This is a genomic window from Leptolyngbya sp. CCNP1308 (assembly GCF_034932455.1).
GTDB lineage: Bacteria > Cyanobacteriota > Cyanobacteriia > Phormidesmidales > Phormidesmidaceae > Nodosilinea.
Map to the genome: position 1 here is coordinate 20,957 of NZ_JAYGIH010000073.1, position 26,994 is coordinate 47,950.

The window sequence follows — 26,994 nt, forward strand, 5'->3', positions numbered from 1 at the left end:
CGCAGCGTTATATCAAATTGATAGCCGATTCTACAGGGGCGCTGCATCCGTCCTAAGCAAGGTCAAGGGGAGGTGATTAGCAGTTCGTTGATTTTGCCTCGCCGCCCAGCGCGGGAGTTGATTGCCCTCGCCGCCAGAATCGGGTGCATGGTAAATCCCTGATATAACTCACGGACAAACTCGCAGTCGGAGTTTGAGAGTATCACCCGCTGCCCCTGGCTAGCTAAGGTACGAAACACAATCGCTAGGCGCTCTTGGTCAGATCCGGTAAAGCCATAGCGACTGTAGCCGGTGAAGCTGCTGGTGGAGCTAAGGGGATGGTAAGGCGGATCAAAGTAGACAAAATCGTCGGGAGCGAGGGCTTGCTCCAGCAACATTTCAAACGAAAAAGTCTGAATCTCAGCGGTTTGCAGCGCCGTCGAAGCCGCCCGCAGTAGCAATGGATCGCAGATGGTGGGGTTCTTGTAGTTTCCCACCGGCACGTTGAAATGCCCCTGGGAATTTTCGCGGTAGAGGCCGTTGTAGCAGGTTTTGTTGAGGTAGATCAGCCGGGCGGCGCGCTCTACGGGCGATCGCAATTCTTGCCGCTGGCGCACCTGGTAGTAATAGTCGGGGTTGTGACGACGCTGGTGATCCCACAGGTGGCGAATCAGGGTTTCGACCTGATCGCGCACACAGCAGTAAACGTTGACCAGCTCGGGATTGATATCCCCTAGCACCGCCCGCCGGGCCCGCCCCGCCAGGTGAAAGAACATCGCCCCACCACCCAAAAAGGGCTCGTAGTAGGTGTCGATGGCGGCGGGCAAAAACGGCTCATACTGGCTGAGCAAACGCCCTTTACCCCCCGCCCATTTGAGAAAGGGGCGCGGGTGCAGAGTCGGGGGTGTAGAGAGGGCAACTGTCACAGAATTGCTTGAGATCAAATGTACTTGTTTAAAGAATGCCCCAACTATAGCAAAGCTCGGCCATCGCTACACCGTTTTATCGTGGGTTAGGATGGAAAACGAGTTAAATTCAGAGTCAGTGCGCTGGGCTTTGCGCGCATTGGCCCCTAAAGCCCCCGGTCTGCCGCCATGAAAGATTTTTTTGATAACGTTTCTCGCTATCCGCGCTACTTTATTTCCTTCACCCTGGGGGTGTTTTTTAACGCCGCCCAGCCCCTGGTGCCCCTGCTGAAGCGGCCTTCTACGGCGATCGCGCTGGTTGGTGCCGCAGTGGCCGGTTTTTTGTTTCTCACCTTTACCCTGCGGGCAATGCTGGGCCTAGGTTAATGCCATTACCTTCAGGAGTACAGACCGATGCCCAATAATCGTCGCGTAGAGCGAGTGGCTTCGCTAATCAAACGAGAAATCAGCCAGATGGTGATGCTCGACATCAAAGATGACCGGGTGGGGGCCGGCATGGTCAGCGTTACCGACGTGGATGTGTCGGGCGACTTGCAGCATGCCAAGGTGTTTGTCAGCATCTATGGCACCCCCGAGGCCAAAGCCGAAACCATGGAGGGCCTCCACGCCGCCACTGGCTTTGTGCGCAGCGAACTGGGCCAGCGGCTGCGACTGCGCCGCACCCCTGAAATCATCTTTAAAGAAGATGTGGGGATGGAGCGCGGCACCAATGTGTTGAACTTAATCAACCAGCTCAGCCAAGAGCGGGCCGAAAAGGGCCTGACCGACGAGTTTTTTGAGGATGACGCAGGCACCACTAAAGCCGCTACCCCCGATGAATCCACCCTTGGGGATGAGGAAGAGTGACCTGGGCGACAGTCAACGACTGGCCCTCTGGGGTGAACACCTCGGCTCGGCTGCCCGTCCCTGAAAGTCTATCCCTGGCCAAACAAGTGGCTCAAATGGTGGTGGTGCGAGCCTCAGGCCACCTGTTTGACCACGAAATTCGCTATCCCGCCTGGGAAGCCGACAGCGCCACCCTCACCCGCTACGTCGAAGAACTGGGCGTGGGCGGGGTGATTTTGCTGGGGGGCAGCGCCGCCGAAGTGGGGCTCAAAACCCAGGTGCTCCAGGGTCAGGCCCGCATTCCTCTGCTGATTGCCGCCGATGTGGAAGAGGGGGTAGGGCAGCGATTTAGCGGGGCCACCTGGTTTCCGCCGCCGATGGCGCTGTCGGCGGTGGCCGATCGCGACCCCTCCGCCGCCCTGGCCTACGCCGAGGCCTTTGGGGCCGCCACCGCCGCCGAAGCGCTGGCGATTGGCCTCAACTGGGTGCTGGCCCCAGTAGTTGATATCAACAACAATTCCGCCAACCCGGTGATCAACGTACGGGCCTTTGGCGACGGGCTAGAGCGAGTTAGCGCCCTGACCCAGGCCTTTATTCGCGGGGCGCAAACCCAGCCGGTGCTCACCGCCGCCAAGCATTTCCCCGGCCACGGCGACACCGCCACTGACTCCCACCTCGATCTGCCGGTGCTGCCCCACAGCCTCGATCGCCTCCACGAGTTAGAGCTGGCCCCGTTTCGAGCTGCGATCGCTGCCGGGGTAGACAGCATCATGACGGCGCATCTCAAAATCCCGGCGCTGGATGCCCGCCTGCCCGCCACCCTCTCGCCCGCCACCCTCACCGGGCTGCTGCGCCAGGAGATGGGTTTTGATGGACTAATTGTGACCGACGCTCTGATTATGGGGGCGATCGCCAACACCTACGGCCCTTACGAAGCAGCGGTGCTAGCGGTGGAAGCCGGTGCCGACGTGCTGCTCATGCCCGGCGATCCTGCAGGAACAATTGCAGCGGTAGTAGAAGCCGTGAATCTGGGGCGCATCGACCCAGCGCGCATAACCGCCAGCGTAGAGCGCCTCTGGCGGGCCAAGCAAAAAGCGGCCCCAGCTCTGCTGCCCGATGGCGCGGGCCACGCGTGGGAGCACCTGCCGCCGCCCCCGGTGAACTTAGCCGCCGTGGCCCAACCCGCGACCCGCCAGCTCGCCGCCGACATTCTCACCGCATCGATGACGGTGCAGAGCCAAATCGCTCCCGCCAGCGCCGCCACCCCCGGCGACAATATTGTGATTGTCGATGATGTGATTGGCTGTCGCTTTCTAGAGCGCACGGCGGCGGCTCTCACCTGGCCCCAGCGCCACCATTACCACCTCAAGCTGGTCGATACCCAGGGATGTCAGCATTGGCCCCAGGACAATGGGAACGGATCGGCTGAGCATGGCCTGCGGCCCAGCCTGGTGCAAATTTTTGTGCGGGGCAACCCCTTTCGCGGCTCCGCCCAACTTCTACATTTGGCGACGACCTGGCTGGAAGCGCTGCAATCGGCGCAAATGCTGCGTGGCGTGGTGATCTACGGCAGTCCCTATGCCCTAGATCAGCTGCGATTTTACTTTGAACAGTTGCCCCACGGGTTTACCTACGGGCAAATGCCCCTGGCTCAGAGCCTGATCCTACCGACCCTGCTGCCAGAGCCTTTGACGACTAGCACCAGCCGAGAGTTCACCGATTAGTTGAGCGATCGCCTCACAATTCACCGGGTTGGCTAAAACTGCTGTGCGATCGCCGATGGCTCCACCGGAGCCGATATGTGGCACCTATTTGACACCGAATCGATCGAATCGCTGCTGTTGACGGCTCACCCCGATGGACAGCGATCGCCCCAAACTCAAATGCCGGGGCGATCGCCGCTGACTGCACCTAGGCTCAACCGTCGGTGTCTGGAGCCGCCTGACAGATTGGCCTAGCCGCGATCGAGCTGCACCAGCTCTTGCAGCGACGCCATCAGCTTAATTTCTGCGGCTTGAATTGTGTCCGCTGCCGTCAGCGCAAAAGTCCAGCGCACGCTGACAGTGAATAGCAGCGTCTTAACCCGGCCCTTGACCACCACGCGGCGGGTACCGTCGGAGGTCATTTCATCACTTTCAACTTCAACTTCGACCGGCGTAGCCCGCATGGATACGGCCTCGGCTTGCAGATAGGTGTAGACGGCTTCAGGCCCCACTATGGGTTCCTCAAACGGAGCCAGCAGAACACCATCGGCCTCAAACAGAGCGGCCACAGCGCGGTAGTCTTCAGCGTTGAAGCCTGCAAAGTAGCCATCAACGGCAGAGGAAACCGTCCTTAGCGCTAAGGGGGCTTCAGCGGTGCGAATTGCCATGGTCATCCTCCAGAGATGAATGGTTTTACGATACGGGGCTAAATCTGGTAGAGCGTCTACCTCTTGACAGAAGAAATAAAAATTGAGTTCCCAAAGGGCGCTGGGCGATCGCCCGACCGCTGTTCTGGGAGTAGGAATTGGCTACAGCAAGTGAAGTCTGAGCCAGGACAGCCCAGAATGCCAGGATTCAGGCCTAGCGAGCATTTTTCAGGTTTCGCTCTTCTATTTTCGTTCTTTTGCTATGGCGGTTCAGAAAGAGCGATCGCCCGCAAACGGACGTTCTAGGCGAAAATAGGAGGGCCAATTCGCCGATTTTCTTAACCCCTGGAGCTAAGTCGTGACCCAAGCCATGCCCGCTGCCACCACCCAAGACTGGTCAGCCCTCTTGCAGCGTCTCATCCTCGGGGCATCTCTCAGCCAAGAGCAGGCTGAAACCCTCATGCGCGGCTGGCTCAGCGAAGATATCCCCGAAGTGGTGTCGGGCGGGCTGCTGGCGGCTCTCCAGGCCAAGGGCGTCTCCGCCGATGAGCTGGCGGGCATGGCGCGGGTGCTCCAGGGGCAGTCTCTCGGCGGCGCAGGCAAAATTCACCACGCCACCCCCTGTATTGACACCTGCGGTACCGGCGGCGACGGCGCCCATACGTTTAATATTTCCACCTGCGTAGCGTTCGTCGCGGCGGCGGCAGGCATTCGGGTGGCCAAGCACGGCAACCGCTCGGCCTCGAGCAAGGTGGGGTCTGCCGACGTGCTCGAAGCTCTGGGCGTCAACCTGGGGGCCGACCCCGAGCGGGTCAAGGCAGCGCTGGATGAGGTGGGCGTGACGTTCTTGTTTGCCCGAGGCTGGCACCCAGCGATGAAAGCAGTTGCCCCCCTGCGCAGCACCCTCAAGGTGCGCACGGTGTTTAACCTACTAGGACCGTTGGTGAATCCGTTGCAACCCACTGGTCAGGTAATCGGCGTTTACGACGTGGCAGTGGTGCCCGCCATGGCCGAGGCGCTAAACCAGCTGGGTATTCCCCAGGCGATCGTGCTCCACGGACGCGAGCGGCTCGATGAAGCGGGATTGGGCGATAAAACCGATGTGTCGGTAGTAGAGAACGGCCAGGTCACCAGCGCCGCGATCGATCCCCAAGCCTTCGGCCTGACTGCCGCCCCCCTCAGCGCCCTACGCGGCGGCGAGGTTGAAGAGAATACCGCCATTCTGACCGCCGTACTCCAGGGCAAAGGCACCCAGGCCCAGCGGGATGTGGTGGCCTTGAATGCGGCCTTGGCGTTGAAAGTGGGCGAAAAAGTAAAAGGCGAATCTTTAGAAGACTACATTGCTGAGGGCATCACCCTGGCCAAAGACATTCTTGCCAGCGGGGCCGCCTGGGAGAAACTACAAGCCCTGGTGAAATTCCTCTCGTAAGATTTCTGCTGGATTCGACTCCGCGCAGTCAACGAAACCCTCAGCCATCGGGGAACTGCCAGCAGGGGATGTGCTCGACTCGGCGGCTGCCGCAAGCGCAGACGAGATTTTCATCGTCCGAGACCATCCAGGTCTCGTCGCAGTCGCGGCAGTGGCAGAGGATGTTGTTGAGGTTGGCCTGGGCTAGGCCAAAGCGCCAGCGCGCTAGCTCGTCGGGGGTGAAGTGGGAAGAGGAGTCGGGCATGGAGCGAAAGAGGGAAAAGGGAAGAACGAAGCGGGAAGAGCCGAATTTGGTGGCAAAGGCTAAAAGCCTGAGTTGTACCTTACCCATTCCAGCATGATCGGTAGCTTGCGGGCGACGATCGCACCCGCCGCAAACCCCATACCGTGGCCCACCCACGATTTGCCCCGCTGGAGGGGCAGCAGGCCCAAAAGGGCGCTGCCGTAGAGCAGGCCCACGACAACAGCAGCGGCGATCGCCCCCGGACTTCTTTCAAAATAGCCCCGCAGCAAAATAAAGCCCAGGTAGCCAAATACCACGCCGCTGGCCCCCAGGTGGCGGGTGCCGGGGCGGCCCAGCAGCCAAATGCCCACGCCGCTAAACACCCAGCAAAATACCGTCACCAGACCCAGTACCTCTAGCCCCTGGAGCAGAATGATGGTGCCCAGGATCGCTAGGGGACCAGAGTTGGCGGCCAAGTGGCCGAAGCCGCCGTGGAGTAGAGGGGCCACCGCAATCCCCGGCAGCCCGTCCAGGGTGCGGGGTGCAATGCTGAGTTTGTTCAAGACCTGCCGCCCGGTGACAAAATCCACCACGGCGAGCGCCCACATCAGCGCCAGCAGGTAGGCCAGTAGAGAGATCCCCTGGCGAAAGCCGTCGGGCAAGACAATTTGGTCGAAGGAAAACAAGGCGATCGCAGCCGCAACTAAACTCACGCTCCTCAGGCTAGCACCTGGGCCAGCACAGGGTTCAAGTATTGAGTCAGCTGGGTGCCATCGACCCCTAGTTCGGTGCGATCGCGGGCCGCAGCGCGAGCCCCCTGACCATGCCACCAGGCTCCGGCCAGCGCCGCATCCAGGGCTGAATCCAGGCGATTGTCGGCCTCTGAGGCCATATCTGAGGCCAAGTTCTGGGCCAGCAGACCGCCAATTAAGCCGGTCAACACATCGCCGCTGCCGCCCCGCGCCAGGGCCGGGGTGCTCTCGGGCACGTACCAAAGGGTGCCGTTGGGGTGGGTGATCGCCGTACAGGCCCCCTTCAGCAGCACCACCGCCCCACTCTGGGCAGCAGCCTCCTGGGTTGCCGCGCTACCATCCCCAGCATGGGCTAACTGTTCAGGAAACAGCCGCTTAAATTCGCCTCGGTGGGGTGTTAACACCGTGGGTGCCTGTCGCTGTTGCAGGGTTTCAATCGTGCCTAGATTCGCTAAGACATTGAGGCCATCGGCATCTAGCAGCAGGGGTGTCGGACTCTGTAAAACAGCCTGGACTGGCTCGGTGCCCTGGCGGCTGAGCCCTGGCCCGCAGGCGATCGCGCTGTAGCGACTCAGATCTAGAGTGTCGGACAGATGGGCGATCGCACCATCAGCCGTTTCTGGACAACCCACTACCAGCGCTTCAGGAATTTGGGCCACCACCATCAGCCGCAGCGACTCGGGCACCGCCAGGGTGAGCATGCCCACCCCGCTGGCTCTGGCTCCCAGTGCCGTCAACAGCGCCGCCCCGGCGTAGGGCCGCGACCCCGCCACCAGCAGCAAATGCCCCACCCGATACTTGTGGGTATTGGCCTGACGCGGCAGGGGCAGTTTCTCGCGGATGGTTGCCAGGGTGGCCCGCCGTACCGAGGGGACGTTCTCCAACCCTGCCTCTATGGCTTGGGGGGGAATATCAAAGCCAATTAGATGGGGTTGCCCCAAATACGCCAGCGCTTCCTCCTGGCAAAAGGCCCGTTTCCACAGGCCCAGGCAGAGGGTATGGGTGGCCTGCACTGCGATACCTAAAGCGTCGCCAGTATCGGTGTGCAATCCCGAGGGCAAATCGATACTGACCACGGGACAATTTGCCGTATTGATCGCCGCGATTACGTCGGCCATGGCTCCTTCAACCGAGCGCTCTAGGCCAAAGCCAAACAGCCCATCAATGAGCACATCCCAGGGATCTAGCGTTTCCACCGCCTTCACCACTGAAATGCCTAGATACTTCAGGAACCGCAGATGGTCAGCGGTCAGCGGCTTCAGGCGATCAGCAGGACTGCACACCTGCACCCCATAACCCTGGGCGGCCAATTCCCGAGCGACTACCAAGGCATCGCCGCCGTTGTGCCCCGGCCCGGCCACAACGGCGATTCGGGGATAGCACTGGAGCGGAAACTGATTTATCACCCAGGCGGCAATCCGACCCGCCACCTTTTCCATTAGCGCGGCTACGGGCATACCGGCGTCAAATAGGCCACCTTCAATGGCTCGCATTTGCTCGGCGGTAACGATGCGATCGTGAAGTTCACAGCTCATAGGCCCACCCAACCAACAATAGGCGATGAACCATACAGAGGTTCATCGCCTATTCATCCTATTGATTTATCGCCCAGCGGCATCTACCGCGAAAAGAAAACCCGGCTATTGCCCAGGCCCGCCTGGTGATAGAAATCGTTCCAGCGGTTGGCTAACCCGCGATCGGCAAAGGGGCCAACCGCGACGTGGGGGCCACGAGGTTCCGTGCGCTGCTGCACGCGATCGGGCGGAGTTCCCAGTTGAATCACCTGGCTGCTCAAGGTACCTAGATTTGAAGCATCGGTGGGAATGACGACGTAGTAAGGCGCACTAGTCGACTCAGCGATCGGCGGAGCCGCTGTTGGCGGAGCCCCGATGGCCCCAACTGGGGGGGCGGTCGGCACGCCATAATTGAGCTCTTGACCAAATTCCACATTGCCCGGGGTTGGAGGCACTTGGCCCACACCCGGCGGCAGCGCTGGCACGGGCACAGCCGCTACCGGAGCCTGGGGAAACGCCGCATCGGGCAGGGGAGGCAGATCGCCGTTAGAGGCATACACGTTATTGGGCAGGGCAGCCGTTTGGGAATAGTAGGGCACCGCCGCCGCCACCTGGGCCATCTCGGCCCTGACCCCTAGGGCACCGAGGTCAGTAATGCGCTGCTGGGCATTGCCAGTCATATTAAACCGCCCAGCCTGAATCACCGATCGCCCCTGAAAGCTGGTGCGAAAAGCCGTAGGCTCGACCTGGCGCACCTGGCTCAGGGTAGCCTCGCTGGTATCGCTAACATAAATCAAATATTGCTGGCCGCTAGTAGGCACCTGCTGGGGCAAAGCCGCGCCAGGCACGGGCATAGCCCCAGCGGGTAGGGGCGGCACAACCTCATAGCCCTGGGCCATGCCCTGGGGCGCTGTGCTGAGTATCGCAGTGGCGGCGATCGCTACCGCCGCTGACATTTTTAGAGACAGCCTGCGCCCGCAGCTACTCCGTAATTCCAACCAACCATTCTGCATTGCCATCACGACTCCTGCCCATTACTCGTATGGTGAACCGGTAGACGGTCAAGCATCAACGACTTTTTGCCCGTCCTCTATATGCCTTGAGGATGTTAGCGCAGATTTTAGAAAGCGCATCGTTCTTGCCCAAACTTTTGACTAGCGCAGACTACATCCCCGCTTCTGTGATGTAGATCACCTGCTACAGGCTGTAACATCACTGGAGAAGAGGCCTGTGAGTCACCCGTGAGCGATGTGACATTTCTTACCATAGAGGCAACTCTGCAACAGTAAGCGCTATGGCTAATCCCTGCAGCAAACCCCTCAAAAACAATCCGTTTACCACCCAGCGCGATCCACACACGGGGGAATGGCATGTGGTAAAGACTCACCCCAGGAGTCGTCGATAATTCCTGGGGATGACCACAGCAAGAATTCTGATCAGACCGCTGTACCTGGTCAGACCCATCGCTCCGGCCGCCGCCAGACAACTGCGATCGAGAAGGAAGGAAGTCTTCAAACCGCTTTAACCAGAGCCAGGGGTGCTGGGCTATAGTGTGGGCTCATTCCGTCTGTAACGGAACGCATTCACCCACTACCATGCGCCAACTTTATCCCCCTATTGAGCCCTATCACGCCGAATACCTGGCGGTATCAGACCGGCATCGGCTTTACGTAGAGCAGGTAGGCAACCCCGAGGGTAAACCCGTGGTGTTTTTGCACGGTGGGCCTGGGGGCGGCAGCAACCCCACCTATCGCCAATTTTTCGACCCCAAGCGCTGGCGCATTGTCATCTTTGACCAGCGAGGCTGCGGCAAAAGTTTGCCCCACGCTGATTTAGAAGACAACACCACCTGGGCCTTAGTTAGCGACATCGAAGCTATTCGCACACACCTGGGCATCGAAAGTTGGACGGTATTTGGCGGTAGCTGGGGTAGCACCCTGGCCCTGGCCTACGCCCAGACCTACCCCGATCGCTGCCAGGGGCTAATTTTACGCGGTATTTTTACCCTGCGTCAGCGAGAAATTAGCTGGTTTTACCAAGAGGGAGCCAGCTACCTGTACCCCGACGCCTGGGAGCAATATCTCGCTCCTATTCCGAAGACCGAGCGCAATGATTTGGTGACGGCCTACCACCGCCGCCTCACCAGCGCCAATCTGGAGGAGCGCTTCGCCGCCGCCCGCGCCTGGGCCGTGTGGGAAGCCAGCACCAGCAAGCTCGTGCAGGATCCCGGCCTGCTGCACCACTTTGGCGAAGACGAGTTTGCCGTTGCCTTTGCCCGCATCGAGTGTCACTACTTTATTAACAAGGGCTTTTTCGACACCGACGACCACATCCTCAGCCACGTCCATCGCATTCGCCACATTCCTGGCGTCATTGTGCAGGGCCGCTACGACGTTGTCTGCCCTGCCACCACCGCCTGGGAACTGCACCGCGCCTGGCCCGAAGCCCAGTTTGTCATGGTGCAAGAGGCGGGGCACTCAGCCATGGAGCCGGGCATTACCAGTGCGCTGATTGAAGCGACGGATGAGTTTGCGGGTAAATAGAAGCTAGAAGCTGACAAGGCGGCAAACATATCGCTGCGTTGGTAGGAACGTTCTAACGTTCAGACGTTCCTACCCTACCCCAACACCCGACGGGCAATCCACCGCTGCACGCCCCACAGCCCTCCGGCCACCACGGCCCCCAACCACAGCCCGCGGCCCAACTGAGTATGTCCGTCAATCAGACACCAACCCCCTAGGAGGCCTAATCCCAAGGTGCTGCCCGCCACGGTGGTGAGCATGGCCTGTAGGGCAGCGTGGGTGACGACAATTTGGGTGGCTAAATTCTCGGGGGGTGCGCCTGCGGCTAGGGCTTTAGAAGCGGCCTGAAATGACTCATAGTTGGCGGCTTCGACCTGATAGTAGGTGCCGAGGTCTTCGTCTCGCAGGGCCGAGACGGTGTAAAGGCCAAACTGCTTGGCCTGGGCGATCGCATCGCGAATTTGCCGCCGGGTGGCGATTGGCCCCAGAGCCTCAAACACCGACTGACGGTAGACTCCGGTTTTGGCCATGGTCAGCACGCGATCGGTGAGGTCTAGGGTAGACATGGGGGCGGCATTCACGGGATTTATCCACTCCTAGGCGGGTCGAAACAATGGCCCACTGAGCCGGCTACGCCAACGACCAACGCAGAACTTGTACTACTTGATAGTACGAAAAAACCAGCGATTAACCCACCCCTTAGATGGGCACACTGTTTATTAAGAGAAGGTTAAAATGGCTACTATCTTGACCCAATCTTCACGAAGCTTGGTCGCGCACTGATTTCTCTCCGATCGCGACACTGACAACACCCACAAGGATACCTATGGCAACGGCACAGCAACCTCCCACACTGGATAAACTGGCCCATGGGGCGATCGCCAAATACCTGAAGCAGATTGCCGCCTACAAAAAGCCAGTGCTGGCCGACAATGACCCCGAAAATCTGCACCAAATGCGCGTTGGGCTGCGGCGACTGCGCACCGCTGTGCAGGTATTCGACGCGGGCATTGATCTACCCAAAGCCGGGCGAGAGCCTAAAATTGCGGCGGTAGGGCGCAAACTCGGCAAACTGCGCGATCTAGATGTCGTTGGCATGACGTTGCGCGATCGCTACGCCCCCGACCTGCCCGATGCTGAACAGCAGTGTTTAGACGTTGTATTGCAATATCTCGCCCAGCAGCGGCACAAGACCCTCAAGCAGGTCAAAAAGCTGCTCAAGGGCAAGCGCTACGACAAACTTCAGCAATCTCTGACCGAGTGGGTCGCAAAGCCAGATTATACGGCGATCGCCTCCCTGCCTGCCCACCAGGCAATTCCTGACTTGGTGCTGCCCCTAGTCAGCCAGCTCTGGCTGCACCCCGGTTGGCTAGTGGGCACCAAAACTACCCGCAGCGGCTTGGCCGTCAACCCTCGCATCAGTCAATCTGCCACCGATGCGCTAATTGCTGACCAGGGGCCGGTGCTCCACAGCCTGCGCAAACAGGTAAAGCGAGTGCGCTACCAACTGCGTCTAGTGGCGGACCTCTACCCTGGCACCCTCGATGACGACATCGAGCGCCTCAGCGCCATGCAAGATACCCTAGGCGACCTGCAAGACAGCACGGTTTTGGAGTCGTTTATTGGTGACATCGTGCCCGATGCTACGACCCACCTGCCCACCCTGTTTGCCCTGCTAGCCGATCGGCGCCACCGCGCTTGGCAACATTGGCAGGCGCACCAGAAGCACTATTTAGACATGCAGCAGCGCCAGCGGCTGCGGCTGGCGCTGCTGCACATCGGCGAGCCGGTGACGGCAAACCCAAAACGCCGCGAGGCTACATCAAAAGACAACCATGGCTTCGCCTAGTCGCGCTGTCGAGAGCTGAGAGCTAAGCCAATTCACCTCCGCAAAGGTTAGGATAAAAGCCACAGAAACATTGACGGCATGACGCTATTCAGTCGGCAGATTTGGCTTAACTTTTTAGCGCTGCTGCCTGCCCCACCCTCACAATACTGACCATTGCCGTAGCCTTTTTGCGGTTTTATGACGAACAAGACTTCCGATTCCTCGAACTCATTGCTCAACCCCGAACCTGGAGCAACCGACTCACCGTGGCAGCCCTCGTGGTGGCGTTGGTTAATTTCGGCGTTGAGTGGGACCGTCGAAATCGAGAGACAGGACGCATTGGAAGAGAAAAGGCACGCGCAGCGGATGAACGCGCTGAGGAAGAGCAACGAAGAGCTGAGGAAGAGCAACGAAGAGTTCAAGAAGAACAGCGAAGAACTGAAGAGCGAGAACAAGCGACTCGCCGAGCTCGAATCCAAAATCGATGGATTATTCTCCAAACACGGCATCAAATTGAGCCCAGCGACCAAACCCGAGCAGCCTTGATGGATTTTCTGCTGTTTTTGCAAGAGTACGGCGAATAGTAATACCCTCTTCCCTTAGATTGTGGTGCCACTGCCGACTGGTTTAGCCCAGGCTGTGCATGAGTCCATAGGCCAATGCCGCACTCCCCAGCGGCACCGTTAGGTTGTCGAGGCCGTAGAACGAGAGGGTTTCTAGCAGGGTGGCGGCGATCGCCACCAATACCGCCGTGCCCCACACCGTCCCGGTGAACCCCACCGTTAGCCCCAGCACCAGCAAAACCACGACAAAGCTGGCCAGGGCCATAGCTAAACTGCCCTCCCAGCTCTTCTGGTTGCCAAAAATTTTGTAGGGATGGCGGCCAACGTTTTGTCCCACTAGGGCAGCCAGCCCATCACCCCAGGTCATCACCAAAATGCCGAGGGCGGCGTACTGCGGCAGCCCCAACGGCCAGAAGACCGCCGTCAGTACCCCAATGCTGACGGCGTAAAAAAACGTACCCAGGCTGTGGCGTCCTACACCGTTGATCCCCGGCAAAATGGGCAGTCGGTAGGACAGCAGCGCCACGCCGCTAAACACGACCGAGGCCGCTATCCCCATCCAGGCGGGGGTGCGCAGCCACCAGGCCAGCAAAATCACGTGACCGGCCCCAATATGGACAATTTTTCGGGTAATTTCGGTGTCGAAGTGGGCGGTGCGGCGCAGCCCTTCAGCCACTCCCCCAACAACCGCCAGCCAGGCGGCTACCAGTCCAATTTGCACAAGCGCGGTGGCCATCATGGCGGGGGAAGCAAGTATAGTGGGGTGGGACTTCTAGACCTTACTACACCAGCCTCCTATGGATACTACCTACTATGGATAAACCCTATAAGCGCGTGCTGCTAAAACTGAGCGGCGAAGCCCTCATGGGCGATATGGACTACGGTATTGACGCCAACGTGGTAGAAACCATCGCGACCGAGATTGCCGAGGTGATCAAGGAAGACATTGAAATCGCCGTAGTGGTGGGGGCTGGCAATATTTTTCGCGGCATCAAAGGCTCAGCCGCCGGGATGGATCGGGCCACCGCCGACTATATCGGCATGATCGCCACGGTGATGAACGCGATGACCCTGCAAGACTCCCTGGAGCGCATGGGGGTACCGACTCGGGTGCAGACGGCGATCGCCATGCAGGAGGTCGCCGAGCCCTACATTCGCCGCCGCGCCATTCGCCACCTGGAGAAAAACCGGGTGGTTATTTTTGGGGCGGGCTCCGGCAACCCGTTCTTTACCACCGACACCACCGCCGCCCTGCGGGCAGCTGAGATCAACGCGGAGGTGGTATTTAAGGCCACCAAGGTTGACGGCGTCTACGATTCTGATCCTAAAATTAACCCTAACGCCAAGCGCTTTCGCACCCTCACCTACGGGTATGTGCTGCAGAACGATTTAAAAGTGATGGACAGCACTGCGATCGCCCTCTGTAAGGACAACAACATCCCTATCATGGTATTTGACCTGTCGGTGCCTGGAAATATCAAGCGGGCGCTGATGGGCGAATCTATCGGCACGATTGTAGGAGAGTCTTGTGATGTCAGTTGACGATATTTTGCTCGAAACCGAAGACCAGATGCAGAAGTCTATCGAGGCGACCCAGCGCAACTTCAACACCATTCGCACCGGGCGCGCCAATTCCTCGCTGCTCGATCGCATTGAGATCGACTACTACGGTGCCCAGACTCCCCTCAAGCAGATGGCCAACGTCTCCATCCCCGACTCCACCACGCTGATGATTCAGCCCTACGATGCCAGCAGTCTGACCACCATCGAAAAGGCGATCTCGATGTCTGATGTGGGCCTCACCCCCAATAATGACGGCCGGGTGATTCGCCTCAACATTCCGCCCTTGACCAGCGAGCGCCGCAAAGAGTTTGTTAAAACGGCGGGCAAAGTGGCCGAAGAAGGTCGTGTTTCCATTCGCAACCAGCGCCGCAACGGCATCGACGCCGTCAAAAAGCTAGAGAAAGCCAGCGACATCTCCGAAGACGAGTCGCGCGATGCCCAGGATGAGATTCAAAAGCTCACCGACAAATACATTGCCAAACTCGACGAAGCCCTAGCCGCCAAAGAAAAAGACATTATGACCGTGTGATGGCCCGTAGAGATGCGGCCACCCGTGTCTCTACGACACGACGCATTTTGGTCTGACAAAGTAGGCGAAGTGCATGGGGTAGCCCTCGGCGTAGAGCTTATCGACTTGATTTTGGGCAATGGCTTGGCTTTGAAACACGTCTAGAACGGTTTCTCGACCGTTGGCATAGCGCACACAGAGTTCCCAAGTCATAGTGATTTCCCAATGGCAGTCTAAGGCGGCGGTGGTGGGCCTGGCTTTACGATGGCTTTATACAGGCCAAGCGTCTTCATCCTAGGTTTATTGCCTGAGGATGTACTCCGAGGAATCCACGAACTTAGACCTTCCCGAGACTCTGGGCCAGTGAAGAGCTAAATTCCTGCACCCCGGTTGACGCTCTTCAGCAGCCCTGTTAGATTGCAGATACGTTTCGGTTCGTTCGCCGCAATGACCGCGTCCGTAAGAGCATTTTATTTTTGGTGGCAGCCGTCGGTTCACAGGTCGTGAGCACCGTTTGTGTTGCCAACCTTGTGAACCGCGGAGCTTACCCTCTGCGGTTTTGTTTTTTGGTTTTGATTCGTTAGCCCTTTTTGCGTTAGCCGCCATGCAAATTTTCACCACCAATTGGTTTTACGGATTTTTTTACACCACCGGGTCAGGCTTGTGGTGATAGGACTTCCTATGCCCTCTACCTGACCCGGAGCCACAAGCTTCGGGTTTTTTGTTTTCTGTTGCGATCGCCCCGTTCTTTACCCCCCTTTTTTTCATCATGAAAGACGCTGTTTTGACCCGCAAATCTAGCCCTGACCACCGCTCGGTAGTGGCCCTTACCAATACCGTCGCCATTGGCGGCGACACCCTGCTGATTGTGGGCGGCCCCTGCGCCGTCGAAAGCGCTGAGCAAATGGAGCAGGTGGCCCGCCATCTGGCCCCCACCCCCGTGCAGGCGCTGCGGGGCGGGGTCTTCAAGCCGCGTACGTCACCCTACGCCTTCCAGGGCATGGGAGAGGCGGGGCTGCGCATTCTGGACGACATTCGCCAGCGGTTCGAGATGCCGGTGATCTCCGAGGTGATGGCGATGGATCAAATTCCGGTGATGGCGGCTCAGGTAGATGTGTTGCAGGTGGGCAGCCGCAACATGCAGAACTTTGACCTGCTCAAGGCTCTGGGCCGTATCGACAAGCCGGTGCTGCTCAAGCGGGGGCTGGCCGCTACGATCGAAGAATTCGTCATGGCGGCGGAATACATCCTCAGCCACGGCAACCCCAACGTAATTCTCTGCGAGCGGGGCATTCGCAGCTTTGATACCTACACCCGCAATGTGCTGGATCTGGGGGCGGTGGTGGCGCTTAAGCAGATTACCCACCTGCCGGTGATGGTGGATCCCAGCCACGCCGCTGGCAAGCGCGAGCTGGTGCCCGATCTGGCGCGGGCGTCGATCGCCGCTGGGGCCGACGGCCTAATCATCGAGTGCCACCCGGTACCCGATGCATCTGTGTCAGATGCGCGTCAGGCGCTTACCCTAGAGGAGATGGCTACGCTGGCCCGCAGCCTTGAACCTATGGCGGCAGTTCTAGGGCGTCGCCTGAAGCAGGGGGCAGCCGTGGGAATGACCTCTGGTCTAGAGCCAGAGCGGTCTTTAGGGGCGATCGCCCTAGCCGCCTGAGGCGATCATCAGTATCTCCAATGGGTGGCATTAGCAATGTCCGCTGTCATTGGGCTTCATATTTTGTTACAACATTAGGGGAATTAGGTTGGTAATAACCTCTATGTTTGGTGGCTTTACCGGGTTTCAGTCCAAAGGATCCAATGACTTTGGCGAACGGATGATTAACTCTGTGGCTACCCAGTCGCTGCGTCACCTGTTTAGCCGCAGCGACGCTGTGGAAGTAGCGGTGCGCTGCTCTCCCTCTAGCAAGCTCCTTCAGGGCACCATTGACAGCTTTCGCATGGAAGGGCGCGGCCTTGTAATTCGCAAAGAATTTGAGGCCGCCGAAATGATGTTTGAGACCGATGCGGTGTCGATCGATGTCGGTTCAGCCATCAGCGGCAAAATTCGCCTGCGCCAGCCCACCCAGGCGGTGGCCCAGGTGACGCTAAACGAAGACGCCATCAACCGCGCCTTTGAGGCTGAACTGGTGCGCCAGCACCTCGAAGGGGTCACTGACGAGGCGGTCACCTCCCTCTCGGGGGGCGACCCTGTCACCTTTCGAGATATCAACATCACGCTGCTGCCCGACCAAGCGGTCAAAATTACGGCCAAGACCGATTTGCCTAACCATCAAGACGTGCCCATTCAAATGTTGGCCAAGGTGACGGTCGAAAAGCGGCGGCGGATTATTTTTGCCAACGCTGAATTCTTGTCTGAGGGCATTCCTGAAGCCCTGACCTCAATTTCGGAGACCCTGACCAAGGGCTTTGCCGAGGTGCTCAACCGCATGGTTGACCTAGAGCGTTTTAACCTTGACGGAGTGCTGCTGCGGGTCAACCGCCTAGAAACCCAGGGCAAGCAGCTAGTGTTTAGCGGCTACGCCCAGATTGAGCATTTCCCCGGCACGATATAGCAACCATCCCCTGAGCGGAGTCGAAGGGGAGCAATATGGGGCATTGAAACATTCAAGCGTTTCCAGGGTTTCTCAATGTCGTGACTGACAGGACTAACGGCTATGCCCCCAAGACCCTAGGCCGTAAACCTCGGCTGGCCAGTATCATAATTGGGTTCTTGGGTTAGGGCATCGGCGCTATGGGTAACTGGTTTACGGCGGGGGGCGTGGTCATGTGGCCGCTGTTCCTGTTTTCCCTCACAACGCTGACCCTGGCCGTAGAGCGTGGCTGGTTTTGGCTGAAAATTGGCCGCGAGCAGAAAGGTCTGGTACCCCAGGTACTCAATACGTTTAGCCAAAATCCCCAGCGGGCGATCGCCAAACTCAAGCAGCATCAGCAGTTGCCCATTGCCCGCATTTTTCTGGCCGCCCTCACCCTGGGCGACGCCACCCCCGAAGAATTTCGTCTGGCCCTAGAGAGCGCCGCCCAGGCAGAGTTGCCGGTGCTAAAGCGTTTTCAAACTCTGTTTGAAACGGTGGTTGGAGTCGCCCCACTGTTGGGGCTGCTGGGCACCGTGCTGGGGCTGATGCAGACGTTTTCGACCCTGCGCCTGGGCGATACCGGTGGCCCGGCGGCCAGCGGTGTGACTGCTGGGGTGAGCGAGGCTCTGATTTCTACGGCGGCGGGGCTGGTGGTGGCTCTGGTGGCCCTGCTGCTGACGAACCTATTTCAGGGGCTGTACCGCCGCCAGCGGGCCTTCATCCTAGAGGCGGGGGGCAAACTGGAGATTCTCTACCGCCGCGCCCAGCGCCAGGGGGCGATTAGCTCTAGCGTCTTTTTGCCGGGGAGCCTGCCGTGAGGGGTGACGATTGGAGGGGATCGGGCGAAGCCCAGCGGGCGGCGGTGATTGTGGTGGGGGCGGGGGCAGCGGGGCTGTTTGCGGCGATCGCCTGCGCCGAAGCCAACCCCGGCCAATCTATCCACATTTTTGAGGCGGGGCGCGAACCCCTGGCCAAGGTGAGAATTTCGGGCGGCGGGCGCTGCAATGTCACCCACGCCTGCTTTGACCCGGCGGTGCTAGTCAGCCACTACCCCAGGGGCGATCGCGCTCTGCGTGGCCCCTTCAGCCGCTTTCAGCCCCGCGATACGGTGCAGTGGTTTGAGCAGCGGGGGGTACAGCTCAAAACCGAGGCCGATGGCCGCATGTTCCCTACCACCGACGACTCGGGCACCATTATCGATTGCTTGCTGGGGGAAGCCCGCAGATTGGGCATTCAAATTCACACCAGCCAGGCGATTGCTCAAATTCACCACGACGATGAGGGCTTTTGGTTGACCACCCGCGCCGGGGCCAAGTGGCAGTGCGATCGCCTGCTGCTGGCTACGGGCAGCAGCCCCGGCGGCTACCGATTGGCCCTCAAGCTCGGCCACGACCTGGTACCGCCCGTGCCTTCGCTATTTACCTTCAACATCCCTGACCCGGCGCTGCGCGACTTGGCGGGGGTTTCGGTCGAGACCGTCCACCTCAGCTTGGCATTGGAAGATTCCCCAATGCTCACCCAGAGTGGCCCGCTGCTGATTACCCACTGGGGTATGAGCGGCCCGGCGGTGCTCAAACTCTCGGCCTACGGGGCGGTGGGATTGCACCGTCAGCGCTACCGAGCGACGCTGACGGTGAACTGGCTACCGACGCTCAAGCAAGACCAGGTGCGGCAAAAGCTAACCAGCCTCAAGCAAGAGCAGGGCAAGCGGCAGGTGGCAGCGTTTTCGCCGTTTCCAGAACTGTCGCGGCGGCTGTGGCAGTATTTGGTTCAGCACCGGGCCAAGGTGAGCACCCAGCTAAACTGGGCCGACCTGTCTAAGGGGCAGATGCAAACGCTGGTGACGGAGTTGACGCGGGGAGACTATGCGATCGCCGGCAAAGGCGTTTTCAAAGACGAATTTGTCACCTGCGGCGGCATTCCCCTACCCGAGGTCAATTTCAAAACTCTGGAGAGCCGTCGCTGCCCAGGGCTCTACCTAGCGGGCGAAATTCTCAACATTGACGGCATTACAGGCGGGTTCAACTTTCAAAACGCCTGGACTACGGGCTGGCTAGCGGGGCAAGCCATGGCCGCAGCCCTGGCAACTACGGCATAAGCATCGCGCCATTAGCCGGGTTTGGACTGAACCAGCATCACCCCGCGTAGGCAATGGTGCTGAGCAGCGCGATGTCGGCCCGACGAGAATCGAGTCGGGTGTGCTGCACCACAATTGGTATATCTGACTCGACCGTGCTGGCGTATTCGGTGCCTCGGGGGACGGGTTCAGGGTCGCGCAGATGGTCGAACCGCACATGGTTGGTACGGCGGGCCGCAACGGTGATGTGATAGGGGCCGACGGGTTCGCGATCGCTAAAGTACAGCGTGATTTTTACCTGGGCATCCTGGTCGGAGGTGTTGAGCAGGCAGGCGGTTTCATGGCTGACCAACTCTGGCGATCGCTCGGTATCATCGGGGGGGATATAGCCTTCTGCGATCGCCCAGTAGGTTTTGCCGATGGGGGGTGCCATATGAGGGCTCCTGTAGTTCAGTTATTTGGCTTGATCCTCAGGAGCTTAGCCAGTTTGCCCAACCCACGCGTCTATCGCAGGAACCACGTTCCAGTTTGTAGGTGATGATGACACCGGCGGACAGCGCCAAGATTTTCGAGTTCTGCGTGGCCACCGTTCTGTTAAAACGGCTTAACGATAGAGAATGCTGGTATGTCGAACTGCGCCCCGAGTATGATTTTGCGCAGACGCAGGGCGGTGTGAGGGGTAAATACGCTGAGCGCGATCGGGCACCAGGTTGATGCCTAAGGCCCAAGCCTTTCCCCCCGTGCTGAGTCAGTCAACTGTGTCGCCAAGGGAATTGACCATGCACCCACCCGCTCTACTGGTGCCCGCCTTACTGGTGATTGACGTGCAAAAAGGGTTAGATGACCCTGTCTGGGGGCAGCGCAACAACCCCCAATCCGAGGCTAACATTGCCCGTCTGCTGGCTGAGTGGCGCGATCGCAGCCTGTCCATCGTTCACATGCGCCACTGTTCGGTTATGCCCCACTCGCCCCTGCGGCCCGAGTTGCCCGGCAACGCCTACAAAACCGAGGCCCGGCCCCTCCCCGGCGAAATGGAATTCACTAAAACCGTCAACAGCGCCTTTATCGGCACCGGACTAGAGCCATACCTCAGAGCGCAGGGCATTACGGCGCTGGTGGTGGCGGGGTTGACCACCGATCACTGCGTCTCGACCTCGGTGCGCATGGCCGCAAACTTAGGGTTTGAGGTCACTCTAGTGACTGACGCCACTGCTACCTTTGAGCGGCGCGGCCACGACGGCACCCACTATGCTGCCGAGGCTATGCATGCGATCGCCTTGGCCAGCCTGCACGGCGAATTTTGTACAGTACAAACTACCGAGCAAGTTTTGCGCTCCCTGGCGTAACTCCCTGGCATAACTTTCTGTCGTGGAGGATCGGTTATTGCGACTTACCGACTGTCTCCCACAGCGATACTCTAGCGAGGTTAGCACTCTGGCATAGCGAGTGCTAAGTTTGTCTCTGGAGAGCTGAAAGACAGGACATGGCAAAACGAGTTTCCTTTGATGAGGCCTCACGGCAGGCCCTCGAAAAAGGCGTCAACGCCTTAGCCGACGCCGTTAAAATTACCCTCGGCCCCAGGGGGCGCAACGTCGTACTGGAGAAAAAGTACGGGGCACCCCAGATTGTCAACGACGGCATCACCATTGCCAAAGAGATCGAGCTAGAAGACCCCTTTGAAAACCTGGGCGCTCGCCTCATGCAAGAGGTGGCCTCTAAGACCAAAGACCTGGCGGGCGATGGCACCACCACCGCCACCGTGCTGGCCCAGGCCATGGTGAAAGAAGGTCTGAAGAACGTAGCGGCGGGCACCAACCCCGTCAGCCTGCGCCGCGGCATTGACAAAGCCGTGAGTCTGATGGTGAAAGAAATTGCCGCTGTGGCCAAGCCCGTAGAGGGCAATGCCACCATTGCCCAGGTGGCCACCGTCTCCGCTGGCAGTGACGAAGAAATCGGCACCATGATTGCCGAAGCCATGGATAAGGTGACCAAAGACGGTGTCATCACCGTAGAAGAATCGAAGTCTCTCTACACCGAGCTGGATGTGGTTGAGGGGATGCAGTTCGATCGCGGCTACATTTCCCCCTATTTCGTCACCGACCAAGAGCGCATGGTGACCGAGCTCGACAACGCCCGCGTGCTGATCACCGACAAAAAGATCAGCTCCATTCAAGATCTGGTGTCGGTGCTTGAGAAGGTAGCCCGCGAGGGTGCGCCCCTGCTGATCATTGCCGAAGACATCGAGGGCGAGGCCCTGGCTACCCTGGTGGTCAACAAGGCCCGTGGCGTGCTGAATGTAGCGGCGGTGAAAGCGCCCAGCTTTGGCGATCGCCGCAAGGCCATGCTGCAAGACATCGCGGTACTCACCGGCGGCCAGGTAATCTCTGAGGAAGTGGGCCTCAGCCTCGACACCGCCGACCTGTCCATGCTCGGCCTGGCCGTCAAAGCCACCATCACCAAAGACACCACCACCCTGGTGTCCGATGCGGGCAACAAAGCCGACATCGACAAGCGCATCGCTCAAATTCGTAAAGAGCTGGCCGTCACCGACTCTGACTACGACAAAGAAAAGCTCGGAGAGCGCCTGGCCAAGCTGGCGGGCGGCGTTGCCGTGATCAAAGTCGGGGCCGCCACCGAAACCGAGCTCAAAGACCGCAAGCTGCGGATCGAAGACGCTCTCAGCGCCACCAAGGCGGCGGTAGAAGAAGGTATCGTCCCCGGCGGCGGCGCTACCCTGCTGCACCTGGCCGCTAAGCTGGAATCGCTGAAAGACTCCCTCACCGCCGAGGAAGCGATCGGCGTAAATATCGTGCAGCGGGCGCTTGAGGCACCCCTGCGCCAGATCGCCGACAACTCCGGCCAGCAAGGCTCGGTCATCGTCGAGAAGGTTAAGGCCATGGACTTCCCCATGGGCTACAACGCCCTCACCGGCACCTACGAAGACCTTATTCAGGCGGGCATCATCGACCCCGCCAAGGTTGTGCGCTCTGGGCTGCAAGATGCGGCCTCCATTGCGGGACTGGTGCTCACTACCGAAGCCCTAGTGGCCGAAATTCCTGAGCCTCCGGCTCCCGCTGGGGATCCCGGCATGGGCGGCATGGGTGGCATGGGCGGCATGGGTGGTATGGGCGGCATGGGCGGCATGGGTGGCATGGGCATGATGTAGTCTGCCCCCAGTCGTCTTTGAAAATGCTTAACCCTTAGGGGCACAGTCACGGCTGTGCCCCTATGCTTTATGAGGTGGAACTTTTGGGAGTTAGAACCATGGCGCGCCGCACACCAAACCCAGGGGCCAGCCCTTCCCTAGGCCCAGCCGATCGGCCAGTTGACGCCGAGACGCTGAGGGCGGCAGTGGCTAACACCTTCAAGACCTCGCCCCACGAGGGCAGAAAGAAGCTGATTGACTTCAACTATTCGACCCCCGGCACCCTCCCCGGCACCCTCAACATACCGGGTGACGCCCTGCCCACCGAACTGCATTTAATGGACTATGGCCCAGATGCTGTGCGTACCACCACCATCGACCATCCGATCGAGTGCGAAGCTCTAGGCAAGCCCGAAAGCGTTACCTGGCTCGATGCCCGAGGGCTGGGCAGCGAAAACACCCTGCTGCAAATTGGCCAGACCTTTGGCCTCCACCCCCTCATGCTCGAAGATATTGTCAATGTGCCCCACCGTCCCAAAATCGACTTTTACGACGACAAGATTTTGATCATCATGCAGATGGTGCAGCCCAAAAAAACCGGCTCTGGGGTAGGCAGTGAGCAGGTGAGCTTTGTCATGGGCAATGGCTTTCTGGTTACATTTCAAGAAGAGCCCGAGTGGGACTCGTTTAATCCGGTGCGCGATCGCATTCGACGCGGCACCGGCACCATTCGCACCCAGGGGGCCGACTACCTGGCCTACGCCCTAATGGATACCATCGTCGATAGCTTCTTTCCAGTGCTAGAGGTGATTGGCGAAACCCTCGAAGATCTTGAAGAAGAAGTGGTGGCCAACCCCACCAATGCCACCATCAAAAAAATTCACCGCATGCGCCGGGCGCTGATGAAGCTGCGGCGCTACATCTGGCCCCAGCGCAGCGTGATCAACGGCCTGATTCGCGACAGTGACAACTTGATCAGCCAGGAGGTGCGCGTCTACCTGCAAGATGTCTACGACCACATTGTGCAAGTCGTCGATATCATCGAAAACTACCGCGAAATCGCCTCCAGCCTGATGGATGTCTACCTCTCCTCCATCAACAACCGCATGAACGAAGTCATGAAGCTGCTGACAGTAATCTCCTCCATCTTTATTCCCCTCACGTTCATCGCTGGCATCTACGGCATGAACTTTGACACCGAAAAGTCGCCCTTCAACATGCCAGAGCTGGGGTGGTACTGGGGTTACATCATGTGTCTGGCCGTCATGGCGTTAATTGCGGCCCTACAAATTTACTTCTTCTGGAAACGCGGCTGGTTCGATAACTTTTCGACCACAAAACGCTGATACCATAACAACGCCCTTAACCCGCAGCCGCAATGGATCTCAAAGCCCACATCCGCGAAATTCCCGACTTTCCCAAGCCCGGCATTCTGTTTCGCGACATTACGCCACTGCTAAGCAGTCCCGACGCTATGCAGTACAGCATTGACGCCTTTGCCGAACGGGTAGCCGATTATCGTCCCCACTACATCGTGGGCATCGAGTCGCGAGGCTTTATCTTTGGCGTGCCCCTCGCCTACAAAATGGGCATTGGCTTTGCCCCTGTCCGCAAGCCCGGCAAGCTGCCCGCTGCTGTGCACACCGCCAGCTACGCGCTGGAATACGGCAACGACACCCTCGAACTGCACCAAGACGCCTTTCCGCCGGGCAGCCGAGTGCTAATTATTGACGATCTGATTGCCACCGGGGGCACCGCTGCGGCCACCGCCCAGCTGGTCGAGCAAACTGGCTGCACCGTAGCCGGATATGGCTTTGTCATTGAGCTAGTCGGTCTAGAGGGCCGCACCAAGCTCCCGGATGTGCCGGTCACCGTCCTGTTGCAGTATTGATTCTAGGTAAGGGGACAAAGTAGAAGGCTGTCTCAATGCAGCAGATTAGCCCTTCCATAGGGGCAAACACCGTTTGCCCTCCCCCCTAGGAGATTTCTGGGAAAGAAGATACCAGCTTTAATCCAGTGACTGTAGCTGCCGTAGGGTGGGCACTGCCCACCATCGGGGAAACTCTTTTACAGAAGTCGCCTTAGTTCACCCTTTTATTTCCCAGAACCGTCTTAGGTTTTGGGCGTCAGAGCAAGAGCGTAGCGCAGGCAGCGCATGACCACAAACCACAGCACCGCAATCACCAGCACCAAACCCACCCGGTTGAGCCACCAGCTCGACTCCAGCGCCAGGGCGTTAAAGGCGGCGTGGGCCAGCATTGCCGCCACCAGCCCATTGCGCACCAGCCCGTTACCCTGGCCAGCGGGAGAAAATTTCGCCACCCCCAGAGCATAGCCCCAGAGAGATGACCACAGGGCATGACCCGGCCCCGTCAGCAGTCCCCGCAGGGCAAACATGCTGAGCACAGCGGGCCAGGCTGAGGCCAAGGCATCCCCCGGCACCCCCAGCCGCGCCACGGCAAAGTAGGCGTAGAGCATGGAGCCAATCACCTCTAGGGTGGCGAACCCCAATCCGGCAGCGGCGGCAAAGATAATGCCGTCTACGGGTTCGTCAAATTCGGGATGGTGGTAGATGCCTGCCTTCACCACCCAAAATTTTGCGAGTTCGGCCAGCACGGGTACCACCACCACCGCCATCAGCCAGGCCGGTAGGGGAATAAACTGCCGCACCAAAAACACCGGGATGAACGCCAGAATCCCTAAGCCAAAAATTCTGAGCACCAGACCGCGCGGTTCTGGGTTGAGCTTGTCGCGAGTGTAGAAAAACCACAGCAAAAACGCCAAAGGGGCCAAGGCCAGAGCCACAATGCCCACCACCGTAGCCAGTACGCTCGGATCGCTCGCAAGATTTGCCATGGGGCTAAGAATTTGGGTAAATCGCTTCTGAATGATACCTCGACCACAATCTTTGTAAGATAGGGGTTCACGGCAAACAAGGCGGCGGGCAAGCTCATGCAGGATGTGTTGGTCATTGGCGCGGGGCCAGCGGGGCTATCGCTGGTGGCAGCCCTGGCAGAGACGGGGCTGACGGTGCAGGGGTTGGCCCTAGCCGATCCGGCGCACCCCTGGCCCAATACCTACGGCATCTGGGTTGATGAGCTCGAAGATGTCGGCCTGGTGCCGTTTCTAGACCATCGCTGGAAGGACTGCCTGGTGCAGGTCAACAGTGGCCCCGTGCCTCTGCACCGCGAGTATGGTCTGCTGAGTAAAGATCGGCTGCAAGCCCACTGGCTGACCCAGGCTGAGCAGAATCGAGTCACCTGGCATCGGGGGAAAGTGGTTCGCCTTGAGCACGGGCCGACCCACACCCAAGTCACCACGGCATCGGGTGAAACTCTCGCCGCTCGACTGGTGATCGATGCCACGGGCCATCAGGCGGCGCTGGTGCGGCGTCCAGAGGCTCCGGAGCTGTCGTTTCAGTCGGCCTACGGCATTGTGGGGCGCTTTTCTCAGCCTCCAACCGCCCCTCAGCAGATGGTGCTGATGGACTTTCGCGACGACTACCTCAGCCCAGAGCAGCGGCAAGAACCACCGACCTTTCTCTACGCGATGGATCTGGGCGATGGGATGCATTTTGTGGAAGAAACCTCGTTGGCCCACCACCCGGCGATTTCTATGGAAGTGCTGGCTCAACGTTTGCACCAGCGGCTGCGCCATCGGGGTATTGAGGTCGAGGATATTCACCATGTGGAGCGGTGCCTGTTTCCAATGAACCAGCCGCTGCCCGATTTTACCCAGCGGGTGGTGGGCTTTGGCGGGGCAGCCAGCATGGTGCATCCGGCCTCGGGCTATATGGTGGGGGCACTGCTGCGGCGGGGGCCGGGGTTGGCGGAGGCGATCGCAGCGGCCCTCAGCTCATCCCAAACTACCCCTGACCAAGTGGCCCACCAGGCCTGGCAAGCCCTTTGGCCTGCCGATCGCGTCCGCAAGCACTATCTCTATCTCTTCGGCCTCGAAAACCTCATGGCCTTTGATGCGCCACAGCTGCATCAATTTTTTGATACCTTTTTTAACCTGCCGACCGACGACTGGGCCGGTTTTTTGGCCGACAATCTCTCCCTGCCTGAGGTGGTGCAGGCCATGCTGGGGCTGTTTGGCCGCGCCCCCAACCCCGTGCGCTGGGGGCTGATGCGATCGGTGTTTAGCCACGGCCACCTGCTGGGGCGCACCTTGATGAGCTAGGGCGTGTTATGAAACCCCTCCGG

At 59.3% G+C, this 26,994-nt stretch carries 30 protein-coding genes; 19 read left to right on the forward strand and 11 right to left on the reverse strand.

Going from position 1 to position 26,994, the window contains the following annotated elements; all coding sequences use genetic code 11:
- Positions 1-62: 62 nt before the first annotated feature.
- A complete protein-coding gene (locus VB780_RS16780; RefSeq protein ID WP_323352321.1) occupies positions 63-905 on the reverse strand; it encodes a DNA adenine methylase in 843 nt (280 codons plus the stop codon).
- A 168-nt stretch (positions 906-1,073) separates the two neighbouring features.
- On the opposite strand from VB780_RS16780, the gene VB780_RS16785 reads away from it, so the two are divergent.
- The 4 genes from VB780_RS16785 (at position 1,074) to VB780_RS16800 (ending at position 3,688) form a co-directional block, all read left to right on the forward strand.
- Positions 1,074-1,271, forward strand: coding sequence for a DUF751 family protein (locus VB780_RS16785; RefSeq protein ID WP_323352322.1), 198 nt, complete (start codon positions 1,074-1,076; stop codon positions 1,269-1,271).
- Between the two features lie 27 nt (positions 1,272-1,298).
- Positions 1,299-1,751: a 30S ribosome-binding factor RbfA gene (rbfA, locus tag VB780_RS16790; RefSeq protein WP_323352323.1), complete on the forward strand. Its 453-nt coding sequence runs from the start codon at positions 1,299-1,301 to the stop codon at positions 1,749-1,751.
- The gene (locus tag VB780_RS16795) at positions 1,748-3,454 is read left to right on the forward strand and encodes a glycoside hydrolase family 3 N-terminal domain-containing protein (RefSeq protein ID WP_323352324.1); all 1,707 of its coding nucleotides are present in this window, start codon (positions 1,748-1,750) and stop codon (positions 3,452-3,454) included. Before rbfA ends, VB780_RS16795 begins: the two co-directional genes overlap by 4 nt.
- A gap of 75 nt (positions 3,455-3,529) precedes the next feature.
- Entirely contained in the window at positions 3,530-3,688 is a 159-nt protein-coding gene (locus VB780_RS16800; RefSeq protein ID WP_323352325.1) for a hypothetical protein, read from the forward strand.
- On the opposite strand, the gene VB780_RS16805 is transcribed toward VB780_RS16800, so the two are convergent.
- Positions 3,685-4,101 (reverse strand): nuclear transport factor 2 family protein, encoded by a 417-nt coding sequence (locus VB780_RS16805; protein WP_323352326.1) that lies wholly within the window; start codon positions 4,099-4,101, stop codon positions 3,685-3,687. The genes VB780_RS16800 and VB780_RS16805 overlap by 4 nt on opposite strands.
- A gap of 337 nt (positions 4,102-4,438) precedes the next feature.
- On the opposite strand from VB780_RS16805, the gene trpD reads away from it, so the two are divergent.
- Entirely contained in the window at positions 4,439-5,509 is a 1,071-nt protein-coding gene (trpD, locus tag VB780_RS16810) for an anthranilate phosphoribosyltransferase (protein WP_323352327.1), read from the forward strand.
- A gap of 40 nt (positions 5,510-5,549) precedes the next feature.
- Here trpD and VB780_RS16815 read toward each other — a convergent pair whose 3' ends face one another.
- The 4 genes from VB780_RS16815 to VB780_RS16830 form a co-directional block, all read right to left on the reverse strand.
- Positions 5,550-5,753: a hypothetical protein gene (locus tag VB780_RS16815; protein ID WP_323352328.1), complete on the reverse strand. Its 204-nt coding sequence runs from the start codon at positions 5,751-5,753 to the stop codon at positions 5,550-5,552.
- Between the two features lie 59 nt (positions 5,754-5,812).
- Entirely contained in the window at positions 5,813-6,445 is a 633-nt protein-coding gene (locus VB780_RS16820) for a rhomboid family intramembrane serine protease (protein WP_323352329.1), read from the reverse strand.
- Between the two features lie 5 nt (positions 6,446-6,450).
- Positions 6,451-8,019: an NAD(P)H-hydrate dehydratase gene (locus tag VB780_RS16825; RefSeq protein WP_323352330.1), complete on the reverse strand. Its 1,569-nt coding sequence runs from the start codon at positions 8,017-8,019 to the stop codon at positions 6,451-6,453.
- A gap of 83 nt (positions 8,020-8,102) precedes the next feature.
- Positions 8,103-8,954, reverse strand: a complete 852-nt coding sequence (locus VB780_RS16830) for a hypothetical protein (RefSeq protein ID WP_323352331.1) — start codon at positions 8,952-8,954, stop codon at positions 8,103-8,105.
- A 639-nt stretch (positions 8,955-9,593) separates the two neighbouring features.
- On the opposite strand from VB780_RS16830, the gene pip reads away from it, so the two are divergent.
- Positions 9,594-10,541, forward strand: coding sequence for a prolyl aminopeptidase (pip, locus tag VB780_RS16835; protein ID WP_323352332.1), 948 nt, complete (start codon positions 9,594-9,596; stop codon positions 10,539-10,541).
- Positions 10,542-10,615: 74 nt separating this feature from the next.
- Here pip and VB780_RS16840 read toward each other — a convergent pair whose 3' ends face one another.
- On the reverse strand, positions 10,616-11,101 hold the full coding sequence (locus VB780_RS16840) for a hypothetical protein (RefSeq protein WP_323352333.1): 486 nt from the start codon (positions 11,099-11,101) through the stop codon (positions 10,616-10,618).
- A gap of 245 nt (positions 11,102-11,346) precedes the next feature.
- Here VB780_RS16840 and VB780_RS16845 point away from each other — a divergent pair, with 245 nt between their 5' ends.
- Positions 11,347-12,369 (forward strand): CHAD domain-containing protein, encoded by a 1,023-nt coding sequence (locus VB780_RS16845; protein WP_323352334.1) that lies wholly within the window; start codon positions 11,347-11,349, stop codon positions 12,367-12,369.
- Between the two features lie 177 nt (positions 12,370-12,546).
- Positions 12,547-12,894, forward strand: a complete 348-nt coding sequence (locus tag VB780_RS16850; RefSeq protein ID WP_323352335.1) for a hypothetical protein — start codon at positions 12,547-12,549, stop codon at positions 12,892-12,894.
- Between the two features lie 81 nt (positions 12,895-12,975).
- Here the strand turns inward: VB780_RS16850 and VB780_RS16855 are convergent, their stop codons facing one another.
- A complete protein-coding gene (locus VB780_RS16855; protein WP_323352336.1) occupies positions 12,976-13,647 on the reverse strand; it encodes an SEC59/DGK1/VTE5 family protein in 672 nt (223 codons plus the stop codon).
- A 77-nt stretch (positions 13,648-13,724) separates the two neighbouring features.
- On the opposite strand from VB780_RS16855, the gene pyrH reads away from it, so the two are divergent.
- Together pyrH and frr are read left to right on the forward strand one after the other, a co-directional pair.
- Positions 13,725-14,453, forward strand: a complete 729-nt coding sequence (gene pyrH, locus VB780_RS16860; RefSeq protein ID WP_323352337.1) for a UMP kinase — start codon at positions 13,725-13,727, stop codon at positions 14,451-14,453.
- Positions 14,443-15,003: a ribosome recycling factor gene (frr, locus tag VB780_RS16865; RefSeq protein ID WP_323352338.1), complete on the forward strand. Its 561-nt coding sequence runs from the start codon at positions 14,443-14,445 to the stop codon at positions 15,001-15,003. The genes pyrH and frr overlap by 11 nt, the downstream gene beginning before the upstream one ends.
- A gap of 30 nt (positions 15,004-15,033) precedes the next feature.
- Here the strand turns inward: frr and VB780_RS16870 are convergent, their stop codons facing one another.
- The gene (locus tag VB780_RS16870; RefSeq protein WP_323352339.1) at positions 15,034-15,195 is read right to left on the reverse strand and encodes a family 2 glycosyl transferase; all 162 of its coding nucleotides are present in this window, start codon (positions 15,193-15,195) and stop codon (positions 15,034-15,036) included.
- A gap of 556 nt (positions 15,196-15,751) precedes the next feature.
- On the opposite strand from VB780_RS16870, the gene aroF reads away from it, so the two are divergent.
- From aroF to VB780_RS16890, 4 genes are all read left to right on the forward strand, one after another.
- A complete protein-coding gene (gene aroF, locus VB780_RS16875; RefSeq protein ID WP_323352340.1) occupies positions 15,752-16,648 on the forward strand; it encodes a 3-deoxy-7-phosphoheptulonate synthase in 897 nt (298 codons plus the stop codon).
- A gap of 88 nt (positions 16,649-16,736) precedes the next feature.
- Positions 16,737-17,546: a DUF2993 domain-containing protein gene (locus tag VB780_RS16880; RefSeq protein WP_323352341.1), complete on the forward strand. Its 810-nt coding sequence runs from the start codon at positions 16,737-16,739 to the stop codon at positions 17,544-17,546.
- Positions 17,547-17,725: 179 nt separating this feature from the next.
- Positions 17,726-18,385 (forward strand): MotA/TolQ/ExbB proton channel family protein, encoded by a 660-nt coding sequence (locus VB780_RS16885; protein ID WP_323352342.1) that lies wholly within the window; start codon positions 17,726-17,728, stop codon positions 18,383-18,385.
- Positions 18,382-19,665: an NAD(P)/FAD-dependent oxidoreductase gene (locus VB780_RS16890; RefSeq protein ID WP_323352343.1), complete on the forward strand. Its 1,284-nt coding sequence runs from the start codon at positions 18,382-18,384 to the stop codon at positions 19,663-19,665. Before VB780_RS16885 ends, VB780_RS16890 begins: the two co-directional genes overlap by 4 nt.
- Positions 19,666-19,702: 37 nt before the next feature.
- On the opposite strand, the gene VB780_RS16895 is transcribed toward VB780_RS16890, so the two are convergent.
- Complete coding sequence (locus tag VB780_RS16895) at positions 19,703-20,077, reverse strand: sensory rhodopsin transducer (protein ID WP_323352344.1); 375 nt, start codon at positions 20,075-20,077, stop codon at positions 19,703-19,705.
- A gap of 346 nt (positions 20,078-20,423) precedes the next feature.
- Between VB780_RS16895 and VB780_RS16900 the strand changes: the two genes are divergently transcribed.
- The 4 genes from VB780_RS16900 (at position 20,424) to VB780_RS16915 (ending at position 24,680) form a co-directional block, all read left to right on the forward strand.
- Positions 20,424-20,990 carry a cysteine hydrolase family protein gene (locus VB780_RS16900; protein ID WP_323352345.1) on the forward strand — a complete coding sequence of 189 codons (567 nt, stop codon included), beginning with the start codon at positions 20,424-20,426 and terminating at the stop codon, positions 20,988-20,990.
- Positions 20,991-21,127: 137 nt separating this feature from the next.
- Positions 21,128-22,810, forward strand: a complete 1,683-nt coding sequence (gene groL / locus VB780_RS16905; protein WP_323352346.1) for a chaperonin GroEL — start codon at positions 21,128-21,130, stop codon at positions 22,808-22,810.
- 98 nt (positions 22,811-22,908) lie between these two features.
- Positions 22,909-24,135: a magnesium/cobalt transporter CorA gene (gene corA / locus VB780_RS16910; protein ID WP_323352347.1), complete on the forward strand. Its 1,227-nt coding sequence runs from the start codon at positions 22,909-22,911 to the stop codon at positions 24,133-24,135.
- A 32-nt stretch (positions 24,136-24,167) separates the two neighbouring features.
- The gene (locus tag VB780_RS16915; RefSeq protein WP_323352348.1) at positions 24,168-24,680 is read left to right on the forward strand and encodes an adenine phosphoribosyltransferase; all 513 of its coding nucleotides are present in this window, start codon (positions 24,168-24,170) and stop codon (positions 24,678-24,680) included.
- Positions 24,681-24,901: 221 nt separating this feature from the next.
- Here the strand turns inward: VB780_RS16915 and VB780_RS16920 are convergent, their stop codons facing one another.
- Entirely contained in the window at positions 24,902-25,645 is a 744-nt protein-coding gene (locus VB780_RS16920; RefSeq protein WP_323352349.1) for a PrsW family intramembrane metalloprotease, read from the reverse strand.
- Between the two features lie 96 nt (positions 25,646-25,741).
- On the opposite strand from VB780_RS16920, the gene crtL reads away from it, so the two are divergent.
- Positions 25,742-26,971, forward strand: a complete 1,230-nt coding sequence (gene crtL / locus VB780_RS16925; RefSeq protein WP_323352350.1) for a lycopene beta cyclase — start codon at positions 25,742-25,744, stop codon at positions 26,969-26,971.
- The last annotated feature ends 23 nt before the right edge of the window (positions 26,972-26,994 follow it).